20 protein-coding genes are annotated in these 21,629 nt (G+C 58.4%); 14 read left to right on the forward strand and 6 right to left on the reverse strand.

What is annotated here, in order from left to right; genetic code table 11:
- The first annotated feature begins 10 nt into the window (after positions 1-10).
- Positions 11-1,063, forward strand: coding sequence for an L-idonate 5-dehydrogenase (gene idnD, locus ACIO0C_RS07710; protein ID WP_401309872.1), 1,053 nt, complete (start codon positions 11-13; stop codon positions 1,061-1,063).
- Positions 1,063-2,076, forward strand: coding sequence for a sugar kinase (locus ACIO0C_RS07715; protein WP_401309875.1), 1,014 nt, complete (start codon positions 1,063-1,065; stop codon positions 2,074-2,076). Before idnD ends, ACIO0C_RS07715 begins: the two co-directional genes overlap by 1 nt.
- Before the next feature lie 492 nt (positions 2,077-2,568).
- On the opposite strand, the gene ACIO0C_RS07720 is transcribed toward ACIO0C_RS07715, so the two are convergent.
- The 4 genes from ACIO0C_RS07720 to ACIO0C_RS07735 all read right to left on the reverse strand — a co-directional run bounded on the left by ACIO0C_RS07720 (position 2,569) and on the right by ACIO0C_RS07735 (position 6,820).
- The gene (locus tag ACIO0C_RS07720; protein WP_401309878.1) at positions 2,569-3,954 is read right to left on the reverse strand and encodes an IS1182 family transposase; all 1,386 of its coding nucleotides are present in this window, start codon (positions 3,952-3,954) and stop codon (positions 2,569-2,571) included.
- 134 nt (positions 3,955-4,088) lie between these two features.
- Positions 4,089-4,421 (reverse strand): sensor histidine kinase, encoded by a 333-nt coding sequence (locus ACIO0C_RS07725; protein ID WP_401309880.1) that lies wholly within the window; start codon positions 4,419-4,421, stop codon positions 4,089-4,091.
- A gap of 23 nt (positions 4,422-4,444) precedes the next feature.
- Entirely contained in the window at positions 4,445-5,071 is a 627-nt protein-coding gene (locus ACIO0C_RS07730; RefSeq protein WP_401309883.1) for a histidine kinase dimerization/phospho-acceptor domain-containing protein, read from the reverse strand.
- A gap of 558 nt (positions 5,072-5,629) precedes the next feature.
- Positions 5,630-6,820, reverse strand: coding sequence for an amidohydrolase family protein (locus tag ACIO0C_RS07735; protein WP_110967892.1), 1,191 nt, complete (start codon positions 6,818-6,820; stop codon positions 5,630-5,632).
- A 233-nt stretch (positions 6,821-7,053) separates the two neighbouring features.
- Between ACIO0C_RS07735 and ACIO0C_RS07740 the strand changes: the two genes are divergently transcribed.
- The 12 genes from ACIO0C_RS07740 (at position 7,054) to ACIO0C_RS07795 (ending at position 19,027) form a co-directional block, all read left to right on the forward strand.
- Positions 7,054-7,788, forward strand: a complete 735-nt coding sequence (locus tag ACIO0C_RS07740; RefSeq protein ID WP_401309886.1) for an SDR family NAD(P)-dependent oxidoreductase — start codon at positions 7,054-7,056, stop codon at positions 7,786-7,788.
- 155 nt (positions 7,789-7,943) lie between these two features.
- Complete coding sequence (locus ACIO0C_RS07745; protein WP_401309889.1) at positions 7,944-8,465, forward strand: MarR family winged helix-turn-helix transcriptional regulator; 522 nt, start codon at positions 7,944-7,946, stop codon at positions 8,463-8,465.
- A 104-nt stretch (positions 8,466-8,569) separates the two neighbouring features.
- Positions 8,570-9,637: a phosphotransferase family protein gene (locus ACIO0C_RS07750; RefSeq protein WP_401309891.1), complete on the forward strand. Its 1,068-nt coding sequence runs from the start codon at positions 8,570-8,572 to the stop codon at positions 9,635-9,637.
- A gap of 33 nt (positions 9,638-9,670) precedes the next feature.
- The gene (locus ACIO0C_RS07755) at positions 9,671-10,969 is read left to right on the forward strand and encodes an acyl-CoA dehydrogenase family protein (RefSeq protein WP_096511925.1); all 1,299 of its coding nucleotides are present in this window, start codon (positions 9,671-9,673) and stop codon (positions 10,967-10,969) included.
- Positions 10,970-10,984: 15 nt separating this feature from the next.
- Positions 10,985-11,743 carry an SDR family NAD(P)-dependent oxidoreductase gene (locus ACIO0C_RS07760; RefSeq protein WP_401309895.1) on the forward strand — a complete coding sequence of 253 codons (759 nt, stop codon included), beginning with the start codon at positions 10,985-10,987 and terminating at the stop codon, positions 11,741-11,743.
- A gap of 53 nt (positions 11,744-11,796) precedes the next feature.
- Positions 11,797-12,570 (forward strand): SDR family NAD(P)-dependent oxidoreductase, encoded by a 774-nt coding sequence (locus tag ACIO0C_RS07765; RefSeq protein ID WP_401309898.1) that lies wholly within the window; start codon positions 11,797-11,799, stop codon positions 12,568-12,570.
- Between the two features lie 28 nt (positions 12,571-12,598).
- A complete protein-coding gene (locus ACIO0C_RS07770; RefSeq protein ID WP_401309901.1) occupies positions 12,599-13,438 on the forward strand; it encodes an SDR family NAD(P)-dependent oxidoreductase in 840 nt (279 codons plus the stop codon).
- A complete protein-coding gene (locus tag ACIO0C_RS07775) occupies positions 13,435-15,087 on the forward strand; it encodes an AMP-binding protein (protein WP_401309904.1) in 1,653 nt (550 codons plus the stop codon). The genes ACIO0C_RS07770 and ACIO0C_RS07775 overlap by 4 nt, the downstream gene beginning before the upstream one ends.
- Before the next feature lie 146 nt (positions 15,088-15,233).
- Complete coding sequence (locus tag ACIO0C_RS07780) at positions 15,234-16,571, forward strand: MFS transporter (protein ID WP_401309907.1); 1,338 nt, start codon at positions 15,234-15,236, stop codon at positions 16,569-16,571.
- A gap of 16 nt (positions 16,572-16,587) precedes the next feature.
- Positions 16,588-17,025 (forward strand): PaaI family thioesterase, encoded by a 438-nt coding sequence (locus tag ACIO0C_RS07785; RefSeq protein ID WP_096511919.1) that lies wholly within the window; start codon positions 16,588-16,590, stop codon positions 17,023-17,025.
- A 19-nt stretch (positions 17,026-17,044) separates the two neighbouring features.
- Positions 17,045-17,917 carry an acyl-CoA thioesterase gene (locus ACIO0C_RS07790; RefSeq protein WP_401309910.1) on the forward strand — a complete coding sequence of 291 codons (873 nt, stop codon included), beginning with the start codon at positions 17,045-17,047 and terminating at the stop codon, positions 17,915-17,917.
- Between the two features lie 60 nt (positions 17,918-17,977).
- Complete coding sequence (locus ACIO0C_RS07795; RefSeq protein ID WP_401309913.1) at positions 17,978-19,027, forward strand: dihydrodipicolinate reductase; 1,050 nt, start codon at positions 17,978-17,980, stop codon at positions 19,025-19,027.
- Between the two features lie 51 nt (positions 19,028-19,078).
- Here the strand turns inward: ACIO0C_RS07795 and ACIO0C_RS07800 are convergent, their stop codons facing one another.
- Both ACIO0C_RS07800 and ACIO0C_RS07805 read right to left on the reverse strand, forming a co-directional pair.
- Positions 19,079-19,930: an alpha/beta fold hydrolase gene (locus ACIO0C_RS07800; RefSeq protein WP_401309916.1), complete on the reverse strand. Its 852-nt coding sequence runs from the start codon at positions 19,928-19,930 to the stop codon at positions 19,079-19,081.
- 24 nt (positions 19,931-19,954) lie between these two features.
- A complete protein-coding gene (locus tag ACIO0C_RS07805; protein WP_401309919.1) occupies positions 19,955-21,580 on the reverse strand; it encodes an AMP-binding protein in 1,626 nt (541 codons plus the stop codon).
- Positions 21,581-21,629 lie beyond the last annotated feature (49 nt).

Genomic DNA, 21,629 nt, shown 5'->3' on the forward strand with positions numbered 1-21,629 from the left:
GACAATAACAATGACCATCCGGACTATCGAAAATCGTTCCTGCGTCGCCTTTGGTATCAAGGACGTGCGCCATGTCGACCAACCCCTGGCCTATTCGCCTGAAGACCAGGTACTGGTGCGCGTCTCGCGTGGCGGTATCTGTGGCTCCGACATCCACTACTACCAGCATGCCCGTGCGGGCATGTCGATCCTAAAGAACCCGCTTGTTCTAGGCCATGAGTTTATCGGAGTGATCGAAGCCGTGCCCCAAGGCAGTCAATTGAAGATTGGCCAACGTGTGGCGGTCAATCCGTCGCAGCCGTGCAACCGTTGTGCGCTGTGTCTTGAGGGTAAGCAGAACGTCTGCCGCAGCATGAAGTTCATGGGTAGCGCGCAGTTCAATCCTCACGTAAATGGCGGTTTCTGCGAGCATGTGGCCGTGACCGAGCAGCAGTGCGTGCCCTATGGCGACCACGCCAAGGACAGCGTCATGGTGTTCGCCGAGCCGTTGGCCGTGGCGATTCACGCAGTGCACCAGGCAGGTGTGCTGGTTGGCAAGAAGGTATTGGTCACCGGCTCGGGTCCCATCGGTTGCCTGGTGATGGCCGCCGCACGCAACGCCGGTGCGACAGAAGTGGTGGCCACGGACATGAGCCCGCGGTGCCGCGAACTGGCGGTGGAAATGGGTGCTGATTACGCAATCGATCCAACCGACGAAGTCGCTACCACCTTGTGGGGTGAAAATGGCGGCTACTTCGACGTCTGTTTCGAGGCCTCCGGTGCACCTGCGGCAATTGCCTCGACGGCAACTTTCACCCGGCCCAAAGGCACCGTGGTGCAATTGGGTATGGGACACGCCACCGTGGAAATGCCCTTGGGCCTGTTGTTGGTCAAGGAAGTCAAACTGGTGGGTTCGTTCCGCTTCGTTGATGAGTTCGCCACGTCTGTGCGCTGGTTGGAAAGCGGTCGTGTCAATCCACTGCCACTGTTGTCGGCCGAGTTTCGTCATGACCAAGTGGTGGAGGCTTTGGAGATGGCTGGCGACAAAAGCCGGGCCGCGAAGGTTCAGTTGGTGTTCGCTTGATGCCCGCGCGAATAGCTTTGATCGGTGAGTGCATGATCGAATTGCAGCAGCACGCAGATGGCACATTGGTCCAGGGCTTCGGTGGCGACACCTTGAACACCGCCGTGTACCTGCGCCGCTTGTTACCTAGCGATTGGCAGGTGTCTTACGTTACCGCGTTGGGCGACGATAGCTTCAGCGATGCCATGTGCAAAGCTTGGGAGGCGGAGGGCATCGATTTGTCACTGGTACAGCGTTTGCCAGGTCGGCTGCCCGGTATGTATTGCATTCAGACCGACGCCCAGGGCGAACGGAGCTTCCTTTATTGGCGCAACGAAGCGGCTGTGCGCGACTGTTTCAATCAGCAGGGAGCCATAGAGGTTCTGGGTCGATTGCAGGACTACTCAGTGATTTACTTGAGTGGTATCACCTTGGCCGTGCTCGGCGACGAGGGGATGGACAACTTGCTGCCCCAGTTGATCGAGGCGAGAAAGCATGGCGCCTTGCTGGTGTTCGACAACAATTATCGGCCACGATTGTGGCGCGATCGTCAGCATGCGCAGGACACCTACGCTCGCTTGCTCCCTTTTGTTGATATCGCCTTGATTACGCTGGAGGACGAGCACGCGTTGTTTCAGGAGGCCGATGCGGAAAGCACCTTTCAACGCTATGCCCAGGCCGGCACCTTGCACGTGGTGCTCAAGCGTGGTGCAAACAGTTGTCTGATCGAAAACTCGTTTAAGTGTTATGAGGTAGCCGCCGAGGTCGTGGACAATGTGGTCGATACAACGGCGGCGGGCGACTCCTTCAGTGCCGGTTATCTTGCCGCTTCGCTACAAGGCCTTTCACCTGATCACGCTGCCGTAAAGGCACATTCCTTGGCAGCGCGGGTGATCCAGTGCCCAGGGGCATTGATCCCTTTGGCGGCCATGCCGGGAGCATTCCGGGCAGGTAATGAAGACGATGATTTATCTGTCGATACCGACTCATCTGAGCTAGGGTGTTCAGAGCAAGACTGCGCCGGCGATTACTGAACCGATGGAAGCTCATCTTTCCGTATCCCGAACTCTCGAACTTCTGGCGGCCGACATCAACACGTTCCCGAAGCGAATGCTGCCTGTGGATTCGCGTCTATTCGACCCTGTTGCCGCTGACCGAAAACTGACCCAGTAAAGGCTGTTGGGTCAGTTTTCAATCAGTGCCAACACCCGGAACCCTCTGCACAAAGTATAGATTTCAATCTCAAGCGCTTACTTTTCTGCCGTGGAAACCATGGCCGACTGTTTTCAACAGAATCGACCCAGGCTGTGTGAAAACACGCTGGATTCATTGAAAACCGGGATTTGCTTGGATTGCCTGCGAAACCAGCAGACGGAAGCGCGAATTGCCCCAGTAAGCTACATAGGTGTTCGTAATGCTGTTTGGGCCGCGCCAGCGGCCCAAACAGCCGCTCACGGACGATCAAACGGCGGGATTCACGCCCTGATCGCCTCAAGCAGTCCTGCGATGCCGAAGATGCTCATCATTCATTTGAGGTTGTAGGCCAGCACATGAAGGCTCATCTCAGTGCTTACCCGCGGAAGGGTTTTGGTCAGGAAGTGGGTACTTCCCATCCAGTATTTGAGCGTTCCAAAAGGATGTTCAACGGTCTGTCGGCGACGCCTCATCATCGTTGGATCATTTTCCAGCCGTACCTGCATCGCATCGACTACGGCTTCATGTTCCCAGCGCTTTATCCGGCGCTCCTTACCCGTCGTACACTGCTTCTGCATTGCGCAGGACTGGCAACCCGAGAACCAATAACAGTGCAGTAGCATGCCGTCTTCCATCGAAGAATGCCGCCGGGTCAGTAACTGTCCCGCGGGGCATCGATACTCGTCCGATGCAGTAACGTAGATGAAGTCCTGCTTACCAAATCGGCCTTCGGCTTTGCTGCCGGAAGTCAGGGGTTTCGGTACGAAGGTGGTGATGCCCGCCTGCTCGCAGGCAAGGATTTCCAAGCCTTTGTAATAGCCTCGGTCGGCCACCACCGTCAGCGACTCAGCGCCGATCTCTTCACGCGCTTGGTTCGCCATATTGCTGAGTTGCGCCCGGTCATTACCAACGTTGGTCACCTCATGGGCGATGATCAGATGGTGTTTGTCGTCGACAGCTGTTTGTACGTTGTAGCCAACCGTTCCGGTGCCTCGGCCGCTTGTGGCCATTGAGCGTGCATCTGGGTCTGTGAGGGAGATCTGCTGGTCTGGACTTTCGTGGAGCTGCACCTCGATGTCCTTGAGTTTCTGCATCTGCTTTTTCAGTGTTTCTATCTTTTCTTTAAGCCGCTCGGTTTTGGCCTCGGCCACTTCGGGCATTGCCCGATCCGCCGAATCCATCGCCGCCAGATATCGATCAATGCTCTGCTCGATCTGCTGCATGCGTGCCTTCACTTTGCCCTGGGTGAAGTTACGGTCGCGGTTGTTCACGGCTTTGAATTTGCTGCCGTCGATGGCGATGATCGATTGGGAGAAGAGATTGAGATTGCGGCAAAGCACTACGAATTGTCGGCAGACGCTGCGAATGGCTTTGCCGTTGTCTTTGCGAAAGTCGGCAATGGTTTTGAAGTCCGGAGCCAAACGCCCCGTCAGCCACATCAACTCGACGTTGCGCTCGGCCTCACGCTCCAGCCGGCGGCTGGACTGAATCCGATTGAGATAGCCGTAGATATAGATCTTCAACAAGATCGCTGGATGATAGGCCGGACGACCCGTTGCAGCAGGATCGACGCCCTCAAACCCAAGTGCGCCCAGATCGAGTTCATCGACGAAAACGTCGACCACACGGACTGGATTTTCTTGGGTTACGTAATCGTCCAGGCACTCCGGCAGCAGCGTCACTTGCGTCCGGGCCTCGCCTTCAATGAATCGCTTCATGATCGTCCCCGCTACGATCTCGACGATCAGAAGATTAGACAATTGCAGGTGTTTTCACACAGCCTGGACCCATAACAGCCATTCACCATAAGCGCTACAGATTTGGCGGTACTTGAACGTCCGAACCATAGATATTAGCGAATGGGCAAATTCACACGGAAAATTGTGTCCTTTTCCAGCCTCGACTCGACCTCTATCTTCCCTCCATGCCCCTCGACAATCTGAGCCGTTATAAATAATCCCAGCCCGAGGCCAGATGATGCTCCTTGCTCTCCCTCAGAGTACTTGGAGAAACGCCTGTTCGGATCAAAGAGAGAGATGAGTGCGTTAGGAGGAATAGGCTCTCCGTAATTCTGCATGCTAAAGCAGGCGGTGGTGCCATTCCCGCTCAGGGTGACTTTAATTGGAAGCTGCACTTTGCCGTGTCGCACGGCGTTGCCAATGAGATTCGAGAAAACCTGTGCCATACGTGATGGGTCGTACTGGCCGGTCACCGTCCCCGAGCCGGTGAATATGATGTGTGCTTTTGGGTGCGCGGTGGTGAGTTCATCCACGACTGATTGGCAAACAGACGACAGGTCAGTTTTTCAGGTCGTACCGGAATTCCAGTACCCAGGTTCCAGCGTGCAAGGTCAAGCAGGTCATTCACCATCTGGTTTGCGGTTTGAGCACTTGTAGTAATTTGTGCAATTATTCTTTGTCCACGAACGCCCAGCTCTTCCGTCAGCCTCAGCAGATCGGCACCTAGCGTCACGGCACCCAATGGTGTGCGAAGGTCGTGTCCTAGTACTCCCAGTACTGTTTTTCGAGTCGTCTCCACCGCTAGTCCATACGCTGCTATGGACTCGACAAGCGCCTGATCGACTGCCTCGTTGAATCGAATCATGTCCACAATTTGATGGCCTTCCCCTGAATATCCGTTGGTCAGCCAGAGTCTGAGTACGCTCGACCTGAGGGTGAGATATTCTGAAACCATTTGATCTAGGGTGAACCCCGCCATGAGGCGCGTAATGGCATGACTTTGAGCAGCCGATTCATCCTCCGTTACAGGCCCGCGCCAATGGGGTTTGTCGATCTGTTCCTGAGTGGTTTGAGAGGTGCACATATCGAGTGCCACGCTCCTCAAAATGTACTCGGCATGGTCTCTGAGAACTGAGACCTAGCGGCCCTATGAGCTGAAAGCCGTTTCCCGCGAAAGACGAAACAGCTCAGAACAAGCTGTACGTCGCCATCACGCGCGCGCGATACAGTCTCGGATTCATCGTGCCAGACAAGAAGGCCGCTGGCTTACGGTTCCCGATCTGGGCAAATGCTCCTGCTTGAAGGAAGTTAATGACTCCACGCAGTGATGACTTCAACTGGATAGCGCCTGATTAATGCCTCAATTTTGGGTAAGGCTCACGCACTATCTGAGGAATGGGGGCATCACATCTGCACTTTCCCCAAGCATCCGCGAACGTTTGGCCGCCCGCTCTTGGACGATTGCTACCTGTCGCCAGCGACAACAATAGGCCGCTTTTGCCGATCATGGTGATGACGCGTTCTGGAAAACACCGATACAACCGGTGGGGCTTTAGATTGCGGCAAAGCTAAAGGGAAGGTCGCCATGGCTTCCTCTGGTCAATAAAAAAGGCATGAGGGATGCTCATGCCTTTTATCGTTTCCGCATCCAGTATCAGTCCCGAACACCCTCAAGCAGGCCCTTGAGGTTGGTGCTCATGACGCGTTGGGTCTGTGCTTCATCAAGCATGTCGATGTCTTTGAAGAAGTCCCGCGGGTGGGTGAGGCCTTCCGGGTGCGGCCAGTCGCTGCCGAACAGTACGCGTTCGACGCCGATCAAATCGATGAGCTTGTCCACTGGATCTTCATAGAACGGTGAAACGAACACATGACGGCGGAAGGTTTCCACTGGATCGCGTTTGAACGACTTCGGCATCTTCTTGTAGATGTGTGCCAGGCGTCCCAGCAGTGGCTCCAGCCAGGAGGTGCCGTTTTCCAGCGACGCCACGCGCACATCAGGGAAGCGATCGAAAACGCCATGGCAGATCAATGCCGCCAAGGTGTCGGAGATGGCACGACCCATCCAGTCCAGCACTTCGCCGAATGGCTCTTTCTCGAACGGCCTGAATTCACCCTTGCCACCTGCCGTCCACCAGCTATTGATCTTGTCGTAGCCGGAGTCGGAAACGTGCAGCATGACGAAAATTTTCGCTTCGTTGACGCGAGCCCAGAACGGGTCGAACTCGGTGAAGCCCATCGACCGGCCACCGGTCAAACCTGCCACGGGTGCCGGACGAACGCCGACTACCCGTGCCCCGGCAGCAAGGACGAATTCCAGTTCCTGTACGGCTTTATCGACATCGATGAGGTTGATCATCGGTACCGGAAACAGGCGGTTCTCACGGGCAAAACCGCATTCCTCGGCCAACCATTGGTTGGACGAATGGAACAGGGCGGCAATGGCGTCCGGTTTGTGTGACAGGCGTTCTTCAATGACCGAACCGAGTGTCGGAATAAACAAGCCGGCATGAATACCCTGCTCATCCATGACCTTCAGATGCGCTTCACCGTTGAAGAAGGCGGGATGGGAAGGTACTGGGTCGCCACCGAACTCACGCAGTGACAGACCTTCCGGGTTTTCACCGCGATACCACATTTCATGGGAGCCGGGTGCGGCGACCACATCGAAAGTCGGGTTAGGGATGTAGTCGCTCAATACACCGCCAACCGCCAGTTTGGTGCGGCCATTGATCTGCACGTACTGGAATTCTTTGCGGAACTGCTTGGGCAGATGGCGCAGGAATGCTTCCGGTGGCTCGTAAAAGTGACGGTCTACGTCGTAGATCGGGTAGTTGACGGTTGGCATGCTGACCTCGGGTTGCAGGCGTGTTGTTTTGGTAAAGATGACCATATGTCAGTTATTTTTCTGCGTCAAGCTTCCTTCTGAAAAGCCCCGATATCTGGGTTAATCCTAGAGTTTTGCTTGGTTTTGTCGGTGTCGTTCGAATGCCAGGGATATAGCGCTATAAACTGACTCTATGTCATCTTGTTGTTGTCGGGTGTCATAGGGATGCCCAAGGGACTTGAGTAGGAGCGGTTATGGCGACTGATTTGCACAATAAAACGGCCCTGGTAGTCGGCGGTACCAGTGGTATTGGCATAGCGACTGTTCGCAGGTTGCTGGAAGCCGGGTGTGCGGTTAAGGCGACCGGTGTGTCTCTGGCCGAAGTCCAGTCCTGCCAGGATGACAGCGGGCTGGCCGCTGTTGATTTCTCGGTGCTCGATGTCGCTGACTCCGCTGCTGTCACAGCGTATTTTTCCGGGCTTTCCCGGCTCGACATTCTGATCAACTCCGCAGGCATCGGGCGTGGTGCAAGTGAGTTCACCGAAGAAGGTTTCCTGCGCACCCTGGAGATCAACCTGTTCGGCACCATGCGTTGCTGTTACGCCGCACGGGATCTGCTGGCGGCCAGTGCCGGTTGCATCGTCAATCTGGGGTCAGTGATGAGCTCCTTCGGTAGTCCGACAGCACCTGCCTATGCCTCGAGCAAAGGCGGTGTCGTGCAGTTGAGCAAGAGCCTGGCTGTGGCGTGGGGCAAGGAAGGCATTCGCGTCAATGCGGTAGCGCCAGGCTGGACCGACACGCCGATGACCCGTGGCATGTCGGCTGATGTCGAGCGAAATACCCGGGTGCTGGGGCGCACACCCTTGGGGCGCTGGGGGCAACCGGAGGAAATTGCGCAGGGCATTGTGTTCCTCTGTTCACCGGCGGCCTCGTTCATTACCGGGGCACTCCTGCCGATTGATGGGGGCTATACGGCCTGCGGAGTTTGAGTTTTCAACATGATTGACCCAGGGGGAGCTTGCTCCCCCTTGTTGTGTCTGTAGAGTCGTGCGCTGACGATGAGGCTCATACGCGATGCTGTAGTTTGGTAAATCGCATAAATTAAAACGACAACATGTTGTCAGTTTGGAAATGGAGTGTCAGTATGGTTAACAAGAAAGCCGAGGAAAGGCCGGTGCCGACCTTCGATCATTCGGTTCATAGCGAGGTCGGTGGTCGTCTCGGAGAATTGGTGGATGAGGTCTTGCGTCTGCATGGTCGAGTAATGAGCGTTAAGCGGCCATCAGTATTGGGCGGCCCAGGCCAGACCTTCGTGCTGGCTTCGGTGGTGTTGGCGGTCGAGCCACCCACCGTTGCACGGATTGCCCGCAGTCTGGGCTATACGCGCCAGGCCATTCAGCGATTGGCTGATGTGCTGGCCGCAGAAGGGTATGTGAGTTACGAGGAAAATCCGCATCACAAAACGTCCAAGCAGTTGGTTGCCACCCCACTGGGTCGTCAGGTGTATGCGCAGGTGAACCAGGAAAGTGCCGAGTGGACCGAGCGTATTTCCCAGGGCCTGGATGTTGCGGCTCTGGATCAGACGCTGGAAGTGTTGAGACAAGTGCGCCGAAACCTTGAGCAGGACAAGAACGCTGCTGCGCAAGGAGTGACCGAACAACAATAACGATGGGGAAAGCGGATGATGGAGACTTCGTTACGCATGCAGGGCCGATATGATCGGCGCTTGCCAGGGGCTGAACCGAACCGCAGCGGGGGAGGTCGCCTCGTATGAAGCCGACACTTCCCGATTTCGACGGTTTGCTCGATTGGTCCGTGTTGCAGCCGTGGCTTGACGACGCAGGCCTGCCCGGCGATGGCCCGATCACCGAAGTCCGCCAGCTGACCGGTGGCTCGCAGAACAATCTGTTCATGCTCAACCGCGGCACCCGGCAAATGGTGCTGCGCCGTCCACCTCGACATCTGCGTGCCAACAGCAATGAAACCATGTTGCGTGAAGCTCGGGTGCTCAAGGCGCTGGCGGGCAGCGACGTCCCTCATCCGGCGCTCTTGGCTGTCTGTACCGACAGCTCGATGATGGGCGTGAATTTCTTCCTCATGGAGCCGCTTGAAGGCTTCTCTCCGGCCGGTCAATTGCAAGGCCGTTATGCCACCGATGCGAGTTGGCGCTATCAGATGGGTGAAGCCTTCGTTCGTGCGGCGGCGTCGCTGAGTCAGGTGGACTATCAGCAGGCCGGGCTCGCGGACTTCGGCCGTCCCGAGAACTGGCATGGTCGCCAGGTCGATCGCTGGCGCTCGCAGTTGGATGGTTATCGCGATACCCCCGGCTATCAGCAAAGTGGCTTGCCCAGCGTCGATGAAGTGGGTCGCTGGCTCGCTGATAACGTCCCGCAAGATGGCCGCATCGGCATCATCCACGGCGACTATCAGTGGCCCAACGTGATGTTTTCTCTGAAGTCACCGCGCATCAGCGGCCTGATCGACTGGGAACTGTCGACCCTTGGCGACCCGCTGCTGGATCTTGCCTGGGTGTTGACATCCTGGCGTGAACCGGGCGACCCACAGATTCCGGGCGCTGGCAGCAAGCCGGTGGTTGAGCCTTGGGACGGGTTCATGTCCCGCAGTGAACTGATTGCACTGTATGGCGAACTGACCGGTCGCGATCTGTCCAGCCTGCCGTGGTTCTTCGTGTTGGCCTGCTACAAGCTCGCCTGCCTGCTCGAAGGCACCTACGCGCGCTCCCTGGTCGGCAAGGCGCCGAAGGAAATGGGCGACTACCTGCACATCTATGCCACCTGGCTGATGGCCAAGGCTCGGCAACTCATCTCTGCCGCCTGAGCGGTCCATTGCAACGCTGTCTGGGGAAATACCATGTGGGATTTTTCGACCGACCCTGAGTTCCAAAAAAAGCTGGATTGGATTGATCGTTTTCTGGTTGAGGAAGTGGAACCGCTGGACGTGCTGTTTCCATCGGTGAGTGTGGTTTACAACACTCGCCATGAAGCCTCACGGGCCATTCTCAAACCGCTGCAGGACGAGGTTAAACGCCAGAAACTTTGGGCCTGTCACCTCGGTGAGGAGTTGGGTGGAGAAGGTTATGGCCAGGTCGCTCTGGCCTTGATGAATGAACGTCTGGGTCGCTCCTTGTGGGCGCCAACAGTGTTCGGCACCGCCGCACCGGACACCGGCAACGCTGAAATTCTTGCCATGTTCGGCACCCCGCAGCAAAAGGAACGCTACCTGCAGCCGCTGCTCGATGGCGATATCGTTTCCTGCTTTTCCATGACCGAGCCGCAAGGTGGTGCAGACCCACGGGTGTTCACCACCACGGCTGTGCGTGAGGGTGGCCATTGGGTCATCAACGGTGAGAAATGGTTCTCCTCCAACGCACGATATGCCGAATTCGTGTTGGTGCTGGCGGTGACCGACCCCGAGGCCCCTATCCAGAAGCGCATGTCGATGTTCATCGTGCCTCGGGAGACCGAAGGCCTGGAAATCATCCGTAATGCGCCGTACATGGGCGAGCGCCTGGAAATGGACGAGGCGACTGAGGGCTATCTGCACTACAACAACGTGCGTGTCCCGCTCGATCACATGCTGGGTGAGCAGGGCGGTGGGTTTGCAGTGGCCCAGGCGCGCCTCGGCGGTGGCCGGGTGCATCACGCCATGCGGATCGTCGGGCAGTGCCAGCGGGCCTTGGACATGATGTGTGAACGGGCGCTCAGTCGGCGTACCCAAGGCACGCTGCTGGCCGATATGGGGACCGTGCAGACGATGATTGCCGACAGCCAGATCGAGCTTGAGCAATTTCGCCTGCTGGTCATGAAGACTGCCTGGATCATCGATCGCAGCCATGGCGATCCGCGTCAGGCTCGCGCTCACATCGCCATGGTCAAGGTCGGCATGGCCAAGATCTATCACGATATCGTGCAGCGCGCGCTGCACCTGCATGGCTCATTGGGGGCGACCTTCGAAACACCTCTGGCCTACATGTGGATGAATGTGCCGACCTTCGGCCTGGCTGACGGCCCCACCGAGGTCCACCGGGTGACCGTGGCCCGCGAGCTGCTGCGTCGCTACAAACCCGCTGAAGGCATGTTCCCCAGTGAACACCTGCCGCCGAAGATCGCGGCAGCGCGGGCCCGGTACGCGCACATCCTGAACAATTAAGACGGTGAATTTGCAATGACCGATTCAACTAACCACGAGTCGTTGTTCGACCTGACCGGCAAGGTCGTGCTGGTCACGGGCGGTAGCCGAGGCCTGGGTTACCAGATGGTTCTGGCCTTCGCCAAGGCGGGCGCCGATGTGATCATTGCCAGTCGCAAGTTGGAGGCCTGTGAGGCCGTTGCCGAGCAAGTGCGGGCGCTGGGCCGGCGCGCGCTGGCGGTGGCTTGTCATGTTGGCAAATGGCAGGAAGTCGAGCGCCTGGTCGACGTGGCCTACGCCGAATTCGGTTACCTCGACGTGCTGGTCAACAATGCCGGCATGTCGCCGGCCGTGCCTTCACATGAGGTCACCGAAGAGCTGTTCGACAAGGTCGTCAGCCTGAACTTCAAGGGCCCCTTCCGCCTTGGTGCATTGGTTGCTCAGCGTATGGCCGCAGGCAAGGGCGGTTCGATCATTAACGTCAGCAGCACCGGTGGCCTGCGTCCATCACCACAGATCGTGCCCTATGCGGGGGCCAAGGCTGCGTTGAACGCCATGACCGTAGGGCTGGCGCAGGAATATGGTCCCAAGGTTCGGGTCAACACCATTTCGGCGGGACCGTTCCTCACTGACATTTCCAAGGCCTGGACTGAAGAGATGCGCGAAACCTGCGCCAATGCCCTTGGCCGGCCGGGCAAACCGGAAGAAATCATCACCACGGCGCTTTACCTGGCAAGCCCTTACTCCAGTTATACGACAGGCTCTTTGATCAAGGTGGACGGCGGACTGCCATAGGCGGTCCGCTGGCAACTGCGCATAACACCTGAATAACAACAAGAGGCAGAAACATGCAGCTCCAAGGTAAGAAAATCATCGTCACCGGTGGCGCGCGGGGCATTGCTGCCAGCGTCGTGCGCGCCTATGCCGCGCAAGGTGCAAAGGTCGCGTCCCTGGATATACTGGACGCCGAAGGCGAGCAAGCCGCCGCTGAGGTCAATGCGCAATTTCCGGGCGCCGTCACCTTTTATCATTGCGACATCGCCAATCGCTGCGAGGTCGCCGCGGTATTCGAGGCTGCCGTTGGCCTCATGGGTGGGCTCGATGCCATGGCCAACATTGCCGGTGTCGAACGCACTGCACCGGCCGAGGATATCGCCCAGGAACATTGGGACCTGATCTTCGACGTCAATGTGCGCGGTACCCTCCACACCAACCAGTCAGCCTTCGAGCATATGCGCGAGCGTGGCGGGCGCATCATCAACTTTGGTTCGGCCGCCGGCCTGACCGGGATGCCCGGGGCGGCTCACTATGCGGCCTCCAAAGGCGCAGTACTCGCCTGGACCCGCACTGTGGCGCAGGAGTGGGCGCGTTACGGGATCACGGTAAATGCTGTGGCGCCGATGATCTGGACGCCGATGTACGACGCCCATCGCGCCAAGATGACGCCCGAAGAGCTGGTCAGCCATGACCGGCATCTGGCGTCGATCATTCCGCTGGGCGGCAAGCTGGGAAATGCAGATCGCGATCTGGCACCTGTCATGGTTTTTCTCGCCAGTGACGGCGCCCGGTTCATCACGGGGCAAACCCTGAGTGTGGACGGCGGAACGGTGCCCGTACGCTGAGAACTGGCTCGAATATGGAGTGAGCTTCATGTTGGAACTTGCTAACAAAAGGGCCGTAGTGACGGGCGCTGCCAGTGGCCTGGGTTTGGCCATGGCGCGGTTGTTTGTGGCCGAAGGCATGCATGTTGTACTCGCGGATTTACCGGGAGAGAGGCTCGATGCTGCCGTTCAAAACTTCGATGCAGGGCAGGTAACGGCAGTGCCCACCGATGTCAGCGATCCGGGTTCGATGGCTCAGCTGGCTGAGCGGGTCGGGGCTGAAGGTGGCGTTGATCTGCTGTGCAATAACGCAGGTATAACCGGGGACTTGCCTCGCTGCAGTTGGGAGCATGACCTGGCGAACTGGCGGCGGGTACTGGACGTCAATCTGCTTGGGGTGGTCAACGGATTGCACAGTTTTGTGCCGATGATGCTCGAGCAGGGCAGGGAGGGGCATATCGTCAACACCGCTTCCATGGGTGGCTTGATGGCCTTGCCTTTCATCAGTCCCTACGCAGCAGCCAAGGCGGCGCTTGTCGCACTCTCGGAGTCCCTGGATCTGGAACTCAAGAGTTTGGGTGCCGATATCGCCGTTTCAGTGCTGTGCCCAGGGCTGGTGCCCACGGGGTTGACCGGGCCAGGGAGTGACCATGTCGAATCCCGGGCAGCGCCTCCCGGCGCAACAGCGAAAGCCTTTCATGAACACGCGCAGAAAGCCTTGCACAGCGCATCAGTGACGGCCGAACAAGTGGCGATGCAGTTGTTGATCGCCATTCATGAAAAGCGCTTTTACGTGCTGACCCACGAAAACTCTCTCGAACTTGCCGGCCAACGCTTGCAGCGGCTGACACGCGATTGCTCACCCCATTACCGGAGCTCACAAGCATGACCCTTTCGCCTTCAATCCAGAATCCGCAAGCACTGCCAGGGTGGTCTGCGGGCGAGTCCGATACGGTCAACGATGTGGTCCGTCGTGCGGCCCGTGAATTCGGTGACAAGCCGTTCCTTGATGTTCTGGGACAGGTGCTGACCTTCAACGACATCCAGCGTGAGGCCTGTCGTCTCGCCAATGGCCTGGCTACGCTGGGTGTGGTCAAGGGCCAGACAGTCGTGACGATTCTCGACAACAACTGCGATGCGGTGTTGATGTGGTTCGCCCTGAACAAACTGGGTGCCATCAGCGTGCCGGTGAACACCGCGTTCAAAGGTGAATTTCTTCGTCATCAGATTGCCGACGCCAATGCAGCGGTGGTCATCGCCGAAACCGTTTATGCCGAACGTGTCGGCCTGATTGCCGATCAGTTGCCGGACTTGCGCGTCCTTGTCCATCGCGGTGAAGCGCCTGCTGAATGCCTAGGTGACAAGCAGATCGTCGCCCTGGAAAGTCTGCGCAGCGACGATATCCGTGATCCTGACGTCAAGGTCGCACCGGGCGATCTGACCATGCTGATCTACACAGGCGGTACCACCGGGCCGTCCAAGGGCTGCATGATCAGCCACAACTACGCCTGTAACGAAGCGCGGCAGATGATCATCTGCTTGGGTCGCACGTCAGAGTCGATTACCTGGACGCCGTTACCGCTGTTTCACCTCAATGCCACGGTGACCACGGTGTTGTGCAACTTGATGATTGGCGCGCGCGCGGTGGTCTATCCACGTTTCTCGGTGTCGGGCTTCTGGCCGGACATCGAGCGCAGCGGCGCCAATGAGGCGAACCTGCTGGCTTCAATGGTTCCGCTGCTGGCGGGTGCGCCTGACAACGACGCGATGAAGCGTTGCTACGGGCAACTGGACAAGGTCTACGGCGCGCCATTTCCACCCGAGTTGCAGCAACGCTGGCGTGAACGCTTCGGCGTGCGGCATGCCGTAGGTGGGGCAGGTTTTGGCCTGACCGAGTGCGCCATCGTGACCATGTTGCCGTTCGGTGATCCTTACAAGCCCAACTGTGCCGGCAAGCGTTGCGACTCCTTCGATATTCGCGTGGTCGATGACAACGATGTCGAGTTGCCCTATGGCACCCCGGGCGAGCTGATTGTGCGTCCACTCAAGCCACACGTGATGTTTGAGGGCTATTGGAATCGTCCCGCCGACACACTCAAAGTCATGCGCAACATGTGGTTCCACACGGGCGACATCGGCATGATCGACGAAGAAGGCTTCTTCTTTTTCCTCGACCGCAAGAAGGATTACATGCGCCGTGGCGGGGAAAACATCTCCAGTTATGAGATGGAAAAAACCTTCGCGGCGCATCCGCAGATCGAGGATGTCGCGGTCCATGCCGTGTTTTCCGAGTTGTCCGAGGATGAAGTCAAGGTCACCGCGGTACTGCGTCCGGGCAGTAGCGTAACTGAGGAGCAGCTGTGTCGCTGGGCCATCGACCGGGTGCCCTACTATGCGGTGCCGCGCTACATCGAGTTTCGCACTGAAGTGCCGCGCAGCCCGGTCGGGCGGATTCTGAAGTATGAATTGCGTGATGAAGGGGTGACTGCTGCTACCTGGGATCGGGTCAAGGCCAACGTGACGTTTGACAAGCGTTGAAGGCAAGGTGATGATCGGTAAAAATAACAATAAGTCAGTTATTGGGTTCTGAGCGGTGAAGTGTGCAGCGCGATATTCGCTTAATACTTCTCGATCCTTGAGCGCTTGCTAGCTGAAAAACTGAAAAAAGCTGATGGAGTGTCTGCATGTCTCGCTCATCTGAAAAGCCTGGAACGTCCCTGGCCATCAATTTTGCCGAGTTTCGCTTGGGGTGGAGGGTGCTCATCCTTGCCCTGATCGGCATTGGCACTTCCGTCAGCGTCGCGCCGCTGTATGCCTTCGGTTCCATGATCGTGCCCTTGCAAGAAGCCTTTGGCTGGACTCGAGGTGAAATACAGCCGGCCATTTCCTTTTTGTTCGCAAGCTCGGTGATCTCCATCCAGATCACCGGCTGGTTGTTCAAACGCTACGGAATTCGCCCGGTGACATTGTGCTCGCTGGTGGCCTTGGCGCTGGGCTATGCGCTGATGACCTTCAACACTGGCTCCATCTGGCAGCTGTACGGCGGTTACGCGCTGCTGGCATTTGCGGGGCTTGGGACCATGCAGGTGACCTGGACGCAATTGGTTAACCTGTGGTTTGACCTTAACCGGGGCCTGGCCTTGGCGATCATTCTCTCCGGCACCGGGCTCGCTGCATTGGTACTGCCGCCGTTGTTGAGCTGGGCGATCGGGCAATGGGGCTGGCGCGCAGGCTATTGGGTGCTGGGTCTGTTGCCGTTGTTGGTGACGTTGCCGCTGTCGCTGTGCTGGCTGTCCACCGCGGCGCCGCTGGTCAAGCAAATGGCCGTGGCTGTCGGCGCTGATGTCGAAGCGGTCAAGTTGCCGGGCATGGAGTTGCGTCAAGCCGCGCGGTCACGGCGCTTTTGGGTCTGTAACTTTGCGCTGCTGCTGGCGGTTACGGCGATGATCGGCATGGTGATCAATACCGTGCCCATGCTGCGCGATAAAGGACTGTCGGCGGCGGATGCGGCCAGCGTATTCAGCATTTATGGCGTTTCCCTGGTACTCGGCCGGGTCGTGGTCGGTTACTTGATCGATCGGTTATGGGCACCGGGCGTGGCCTTTGTGGTGTTGCTGACCCCGGCCTTTGGCTGCCTGATTTTCATGACCCAGAGCGACATGCACATTTTGATGCTCGGCTCGATTCTGGTGGGGCTCGGTGCCGGTGCGGAAATGGACATCGCGGCTTTCCTGATGGCGCGTTATTTCGGCATGCGCGACTACGCCAGGGTCTACAGCCTGCACATGGGCGTTATTGGCCTGGGCAGCACCCTCGCACCCTTTGGCTTTGCGATTCTGTTTTCCCGCACCGGCACCTACGACTCGATGCTGACCTATTGCGTGCTGGCTTTCCCGTTGTGTTCGGTGTTGTTGCTGACGCTGGGCCGCTATCCGCGCTTCGACGGCACGGCGACGCCTGAGCGTTCACCCGCAGGCGAGCCATTGGCCATGGGCCAGCCCGTTTCTCGAACCTCGCTTTGAAGGACAGGATAAACCTATGGCAGACGGTGCAGCTTTCCTGGCCAATCTCATGGCGGACCAGGGTATTGATCCCTTGATGCAGCACCTGGAAATTCTCGGGGCGCCGCAGATGTACGAGGAGGGGGCGCGACTTCAGGTCCGGCTCAAGGGTTTCCACATGAACGGCGGTGGCAGCGCCCATGGTGGGCTGATAATGACCCTGATGGATGTGGTCATGGCCTGCAGCACCTTCGCTTCCGGGCGCGACCAGCATTGCGTCACCGTGGAGATGAAGAGCAGCTTCATGCGCCCCGGCGGGGTGGCGGGTGACGTTCTGAATGCGCAGGGTTTCCTGCGTTCGAGCAGCCGTTCACTGGCGTTCTGCGACGCTGAGGTGCGCAATGAAGCGGGTGAGTTGCTCGCTACCGCCTCCGGTACGTTCAAATACATCAAGCGACCGGTTTCCGTTCTCTGACAACCTGCCGGGAAATCCGATGAACCTGTCTGATGTTGCGCAAGCCCGGCTCTGGAATCAGCAGGTATTGGCGGACCTGCTGTGTCTCACTGAACAAGGTCCACTGGTTTTTACCGGTGACGTTCACGATGCCAACCTCAATGGCCGCGTTTTTGGTGGGCAACTGTTGGCGCAGGCTTTTCTGGCGGCCCGGCACTGTTGCCCGGACAAGCAGCCAGCGACGCTGCATTGCCTGTTTTTGCAAGGTGCGCTGCCGACGCTGCCGATTACCTATCAGGTGACGCCGCTGCAGGAGGGCAAGCGCTTTGCCAGCTATCATGTCAGTGGGATGCAACAGGCGCGGCGCGTGATCGATGTCCAGGTCAGCTTTCAGGTTCCCATTGAAGGCTTCTTTCATGTTGAAGCGCCGCCGCAAGTGCCGGACCCTGAAGAACTGCCCATGATGACTCAGTTGCGTCATGGCGACCGGGCGGACTGGGGGCGGTTTGAAAAAAGCTGCGCGCAGTTGCGCATCGTCGAACCGCAGCGCTACCTGTGCCAGCCTTCCAGTGCGCCTAACCTGGTGTTTTGGGTAAAGCTGCACGAACGCTTGCCTGAAGATGACGCAGTGCAGGCGGCTGGCCTGGCCTATCTCAGTGATTTTTGGGTCAATAGCGCAGCGATTCTGCACCATGTCGCCCTGGTCGAGGCGCGTGACCGTCTGTTTATCGCCAGCCTTAATCATTCCCTCTGGTTTCATCGCCCTTGCCGCGCCGATCAGTGGCTGCTGTTCGTCTGTGACAGCCCCAGCCTGCAAGCGGGGCGTGCCTTGTCCAATGTGCGGATCTATGACCGGCAGCGACAATTAGTGGCGTCGATTGCACAGGATTGCCTGATGGGCGAGCGCGATTGAATCAGGTTGTTCGTCCCCTTGCCATGTCACTTGCGCCTGAGGGCTCTGGAGCGTATCGCGGTGAAAAAATTTCGGGTTATCGTCTGTTATACCGGCGGCGTCGGCCGTCAAATCATCCGCCTTCTCAATGGTCACCCCGGAATGGAGCTTGTCGGTATGCTCGTCCATGACGAAAAGAAGAACGGCGTCGATGCAGGCCTCCTGAGCGGCATCGCGGCCATGGGCATTACGGCGACATGCAATCTGGAAAAGCTGCTCGCCGTGCCGGCCGATTGCGCGTTATGGCACGGTAAATCGTGGAGCCCCGATATTGTGGAGCGTTTCCTGCGCCGCGGTATCAATGTGTATTCCGGTATTGGCGGTTGGTACCTGCAAGGAGAACCGGAACTCGCGGCACTGGAAGACGCTTGCCAGGCGGGCAATACCACGTTGGTTGCCGGAGGCAATATCCCCGGTTTGATCAGTGATGTACTGCCCTTGTTCGTTTCTGGATACGCCGGCCGGGTCACGTCGATCCGGGCCTGGCAGTGCGGCTATAACGCCCACTATCCGTCCGCCGCGCAATTGAGTCAGGGTCGCGGATTCGGCATTCCAGTGCAGCAGCAAACGAGCGGCGCCATGGTGGACAACCTGTGGCTTTGGGGCATGCGTCAATCCGCTCGCATGGTGGCCGACGGCCTGGGGCTGGTATTGGATGATGTGAAAATCACCAACAAGGAATACGCGCTGGCCCCGGAAGATATGGTGCTCCAGGCCAGTGGACTGCACATTCCTGCTGGAACCCCGGCCGGGGTGAGATGGACCTTCACCGCCTATTCCGATGGTCGTCCTTTCCTTGAAATCGTGAACGAGCAGGTTGCCCGTCTGGCGCTCGGCCCGGGCTGGCTGCAGCGGGCGGACGAACCCAACTGGCGGGTCAAGATTGAGGGGTCACCCCGCATCTGCTGTGAGCTCTCGGCTCAGGCGGGTGAAGATGGGACGGATCACGCTGCAGCGCTGAACGCCGCGCGGGCGGTCAATTTCGTGCCGGGGGTCGTGGCAGCGGCACCCGGCTGTCGCTCCATCCTCGATCTGCCGGCGCCACACGCCACGCATTTTGCGTTTTGCTGATCAAAAAAAAGGGCCCGCGACGGCCCTTGAAGTGATGCGCGTTGCCCTCTTCTAGTGTGCCGGGTAGTGGCGTTGGAGGAACTCGATAATGGCGGCATTGAACAGGTCGTTCTTGTCGCCAGCAACCATATGACCTGCGCCTTCCACGTCGACGAAGGTCATATGAGGAATCATCGCCTGCAATTCTTGTGCGCCCTGAGGGCTGACCACGTCGCTTTGTTGTCCGCGCACCAGCAGGGTTGGAATATTGATCTTGCCAGCGGCGTCCTGCATCCGTTGTGCTATGCGGGCAACCTTCTGACGATGATCTCCGGCCATGAAACGCGGGTCCCAGTGCCAGTACCAACGCCCGTCCTCACGCAGCCTGAGATTCTTCTCCAGCCCGCGGGTATCGCTCGTTTGCTTGCGATGAGGGTTGTAGGCGCTGACGACCTGAGCCGCCTCTGTCAGCGAGCTGAATCCATCGGCATTGCCGGTCATGAACTGGAAGATATGTTCAATTCCTTCAAGTTCCAGGCGCGGGGTGACATCGACCAGAATCAGACACGAAGCCAGCCTCGGGTCCGATGCACAGGCCAGCAATGAGTTGACCCCGCCCATCGACGCACCCACCAGCGCAGGCGCCGCTCCCAAGGTGTCGATGACCGAAAGCAGATCGTCGACTTGGGATTGCGGGCCGTAATCGCCGTTTTCGATCCAGTCCGATTGCCCGTGCCCTCGGGCATCCAGGGAGATTACCCGGTACCCCGCGCCGGCCAAGGTCCGATGTGCCCGTGACCAGGAGTGGCGGGTCTGGCCACCACCGTGCAACAGCAAGATCGGTGGGCCGTCCTCCGGTCCGGAAACATCGGCGGCCAGGCGATTGCCGGTACCGCCGGTGAACCAGACAGGTGTAGGTTGCATGGCAAACTCCTTGGCCGCCGTCATTTAGCGTTTGGCCAGTTTCAGGCCGGACTTTTCCCGGTCCCACGTGGTGGCGGTCACGCCTTCATCGCGCAGCTGGAACTTGTAGATGCGTCCCAGCGGGCTTTTCGGTAGCGCCGAGCGATACTCGATGTAGCGAGGTACCGCGTAGTAGGGCATCTGGTCGGCAGCCCAGCGGCACAGATCTTCCTCGCTGAGGGCGTTGCCTGGCTTGAGGGTAATGGTGACCTTCAGTTCATCCTCGCCCAGGTCTGAGAGCACGGCGTGAGCGGCCACCTCGTCGACCGTTTCGTGCTGAAGGAATGCACTTTCCACTTCGAAGCTGGAGATGTTCTCGCCGCGACGCCGCAGATAGTCTTTCTTGCGATCGACGAAATAGAAGAAGTCATCCTCGTCGAATTTGCCGATATCGCCGGTGTGGAACCACATGTTACGCATGACTTTGAGCGTGTCTTCCGGACGCTTCCAGTAGCCATCGAACATGACGTTGGGTTTGCGTGGGCGAACAATGATTTCACCGGGTGTGTTAGGCGGCAGCTCGACATCGTTGTCGTCGACGATGCGCACGTCGAAGTCTTCGGTGTTGCGCAGGCCGGAACTGCCCGGCTTGCCAACCGTACCGAAAGGCAGAATGCTCGGCAGCGAGCACTCAGTGAGCCCAAAGCCGCCGCAGACGGTGTGAGTGACACCGAATCGTTCCTTCCACTGGCGCTGCACGGCCTCGGGGAACGGCGCCCCCCAGACGGCCTTGACCTGGCCGCGGCAGCGCAGGCTGGATTCGTTGTCCGGCGCGCCTGCCAGCATGGGCATCATCGCGGCGAGCAATTGCACATCGTTGGCGCCGGTACGTTCGATCTGCGGCCAGAAATTGGACACCGAGAAGCGCGGGTAAATGGCGATCCGGGCACCGACCATCATGTTGGCAACGACCGTGGTGGCCACCGCATTGAGGTGGAACAGTGGTAGCGGCGACCAGGTAATGGTGTCTTCCTGGCGATTGGTAATCACCAGCATTTGCCGCGCCAGGCTGCACGTATAGTTGTGGCTGACCATGCAGCCCTTGGAAGGGCCGGTGGTGCCGCCGGTGTAGATCAGCATGGCGAGGTCATGGGGCATGACTTGCACGTCCGGCTCGCTGGCGTCGTCGCTTAGCAGGTCATTCCAGGCCAGCAGTGTCTGCTTGATGCTTACGGTCGGTACGGCACCGCGGTGAACCAGGGTGGTGAGCTCAGGCAGCCTGTCAGCAATGGCCGCGACCCGATCGGCGTAATCGCTTTCGGCGATGACCACGTTGGCGGCGGCGTCGCCCACTTGATGACGCAGAAACTCACCCTTGAGTGCCGTGTTGACCGGCACACTGACGGCACCGAGTTTATTGATGGCAAACCAGATAAAGACAGCGTCGGCGGAGTTATCCAGCAGCGTTACCACGGTCTGGCCTTTCTTGACCCCAAGTTTGCTCAAGCCATTGGCCAGGCGACAGGCGGTCTGGTTGATATCGGCAAAGCTGTAGGTGTCGCCCAGAAAATCCATGAACTGGCGGTCACCATATTTCTCGGTAGCGCGCTGCAAGACGGCGTTGATGGTGTCTAGCTGGTCAGTGCTCCAGCCGGGTTCACGTGCTGCCATGGATCTTCACCTCGAATATTGTTTTTGTAGGTGCCTCTCCACGCTCGGG

This window comes from Pseudomonas sp. NPDC087336, from assembly GCF_044744285.1.
Lineage (GTDB): Bacteria > Pseudomonadota > Gammaproteobacteria > Pseudomonadales > Pseudomonadaceae > Aquipseudomonas.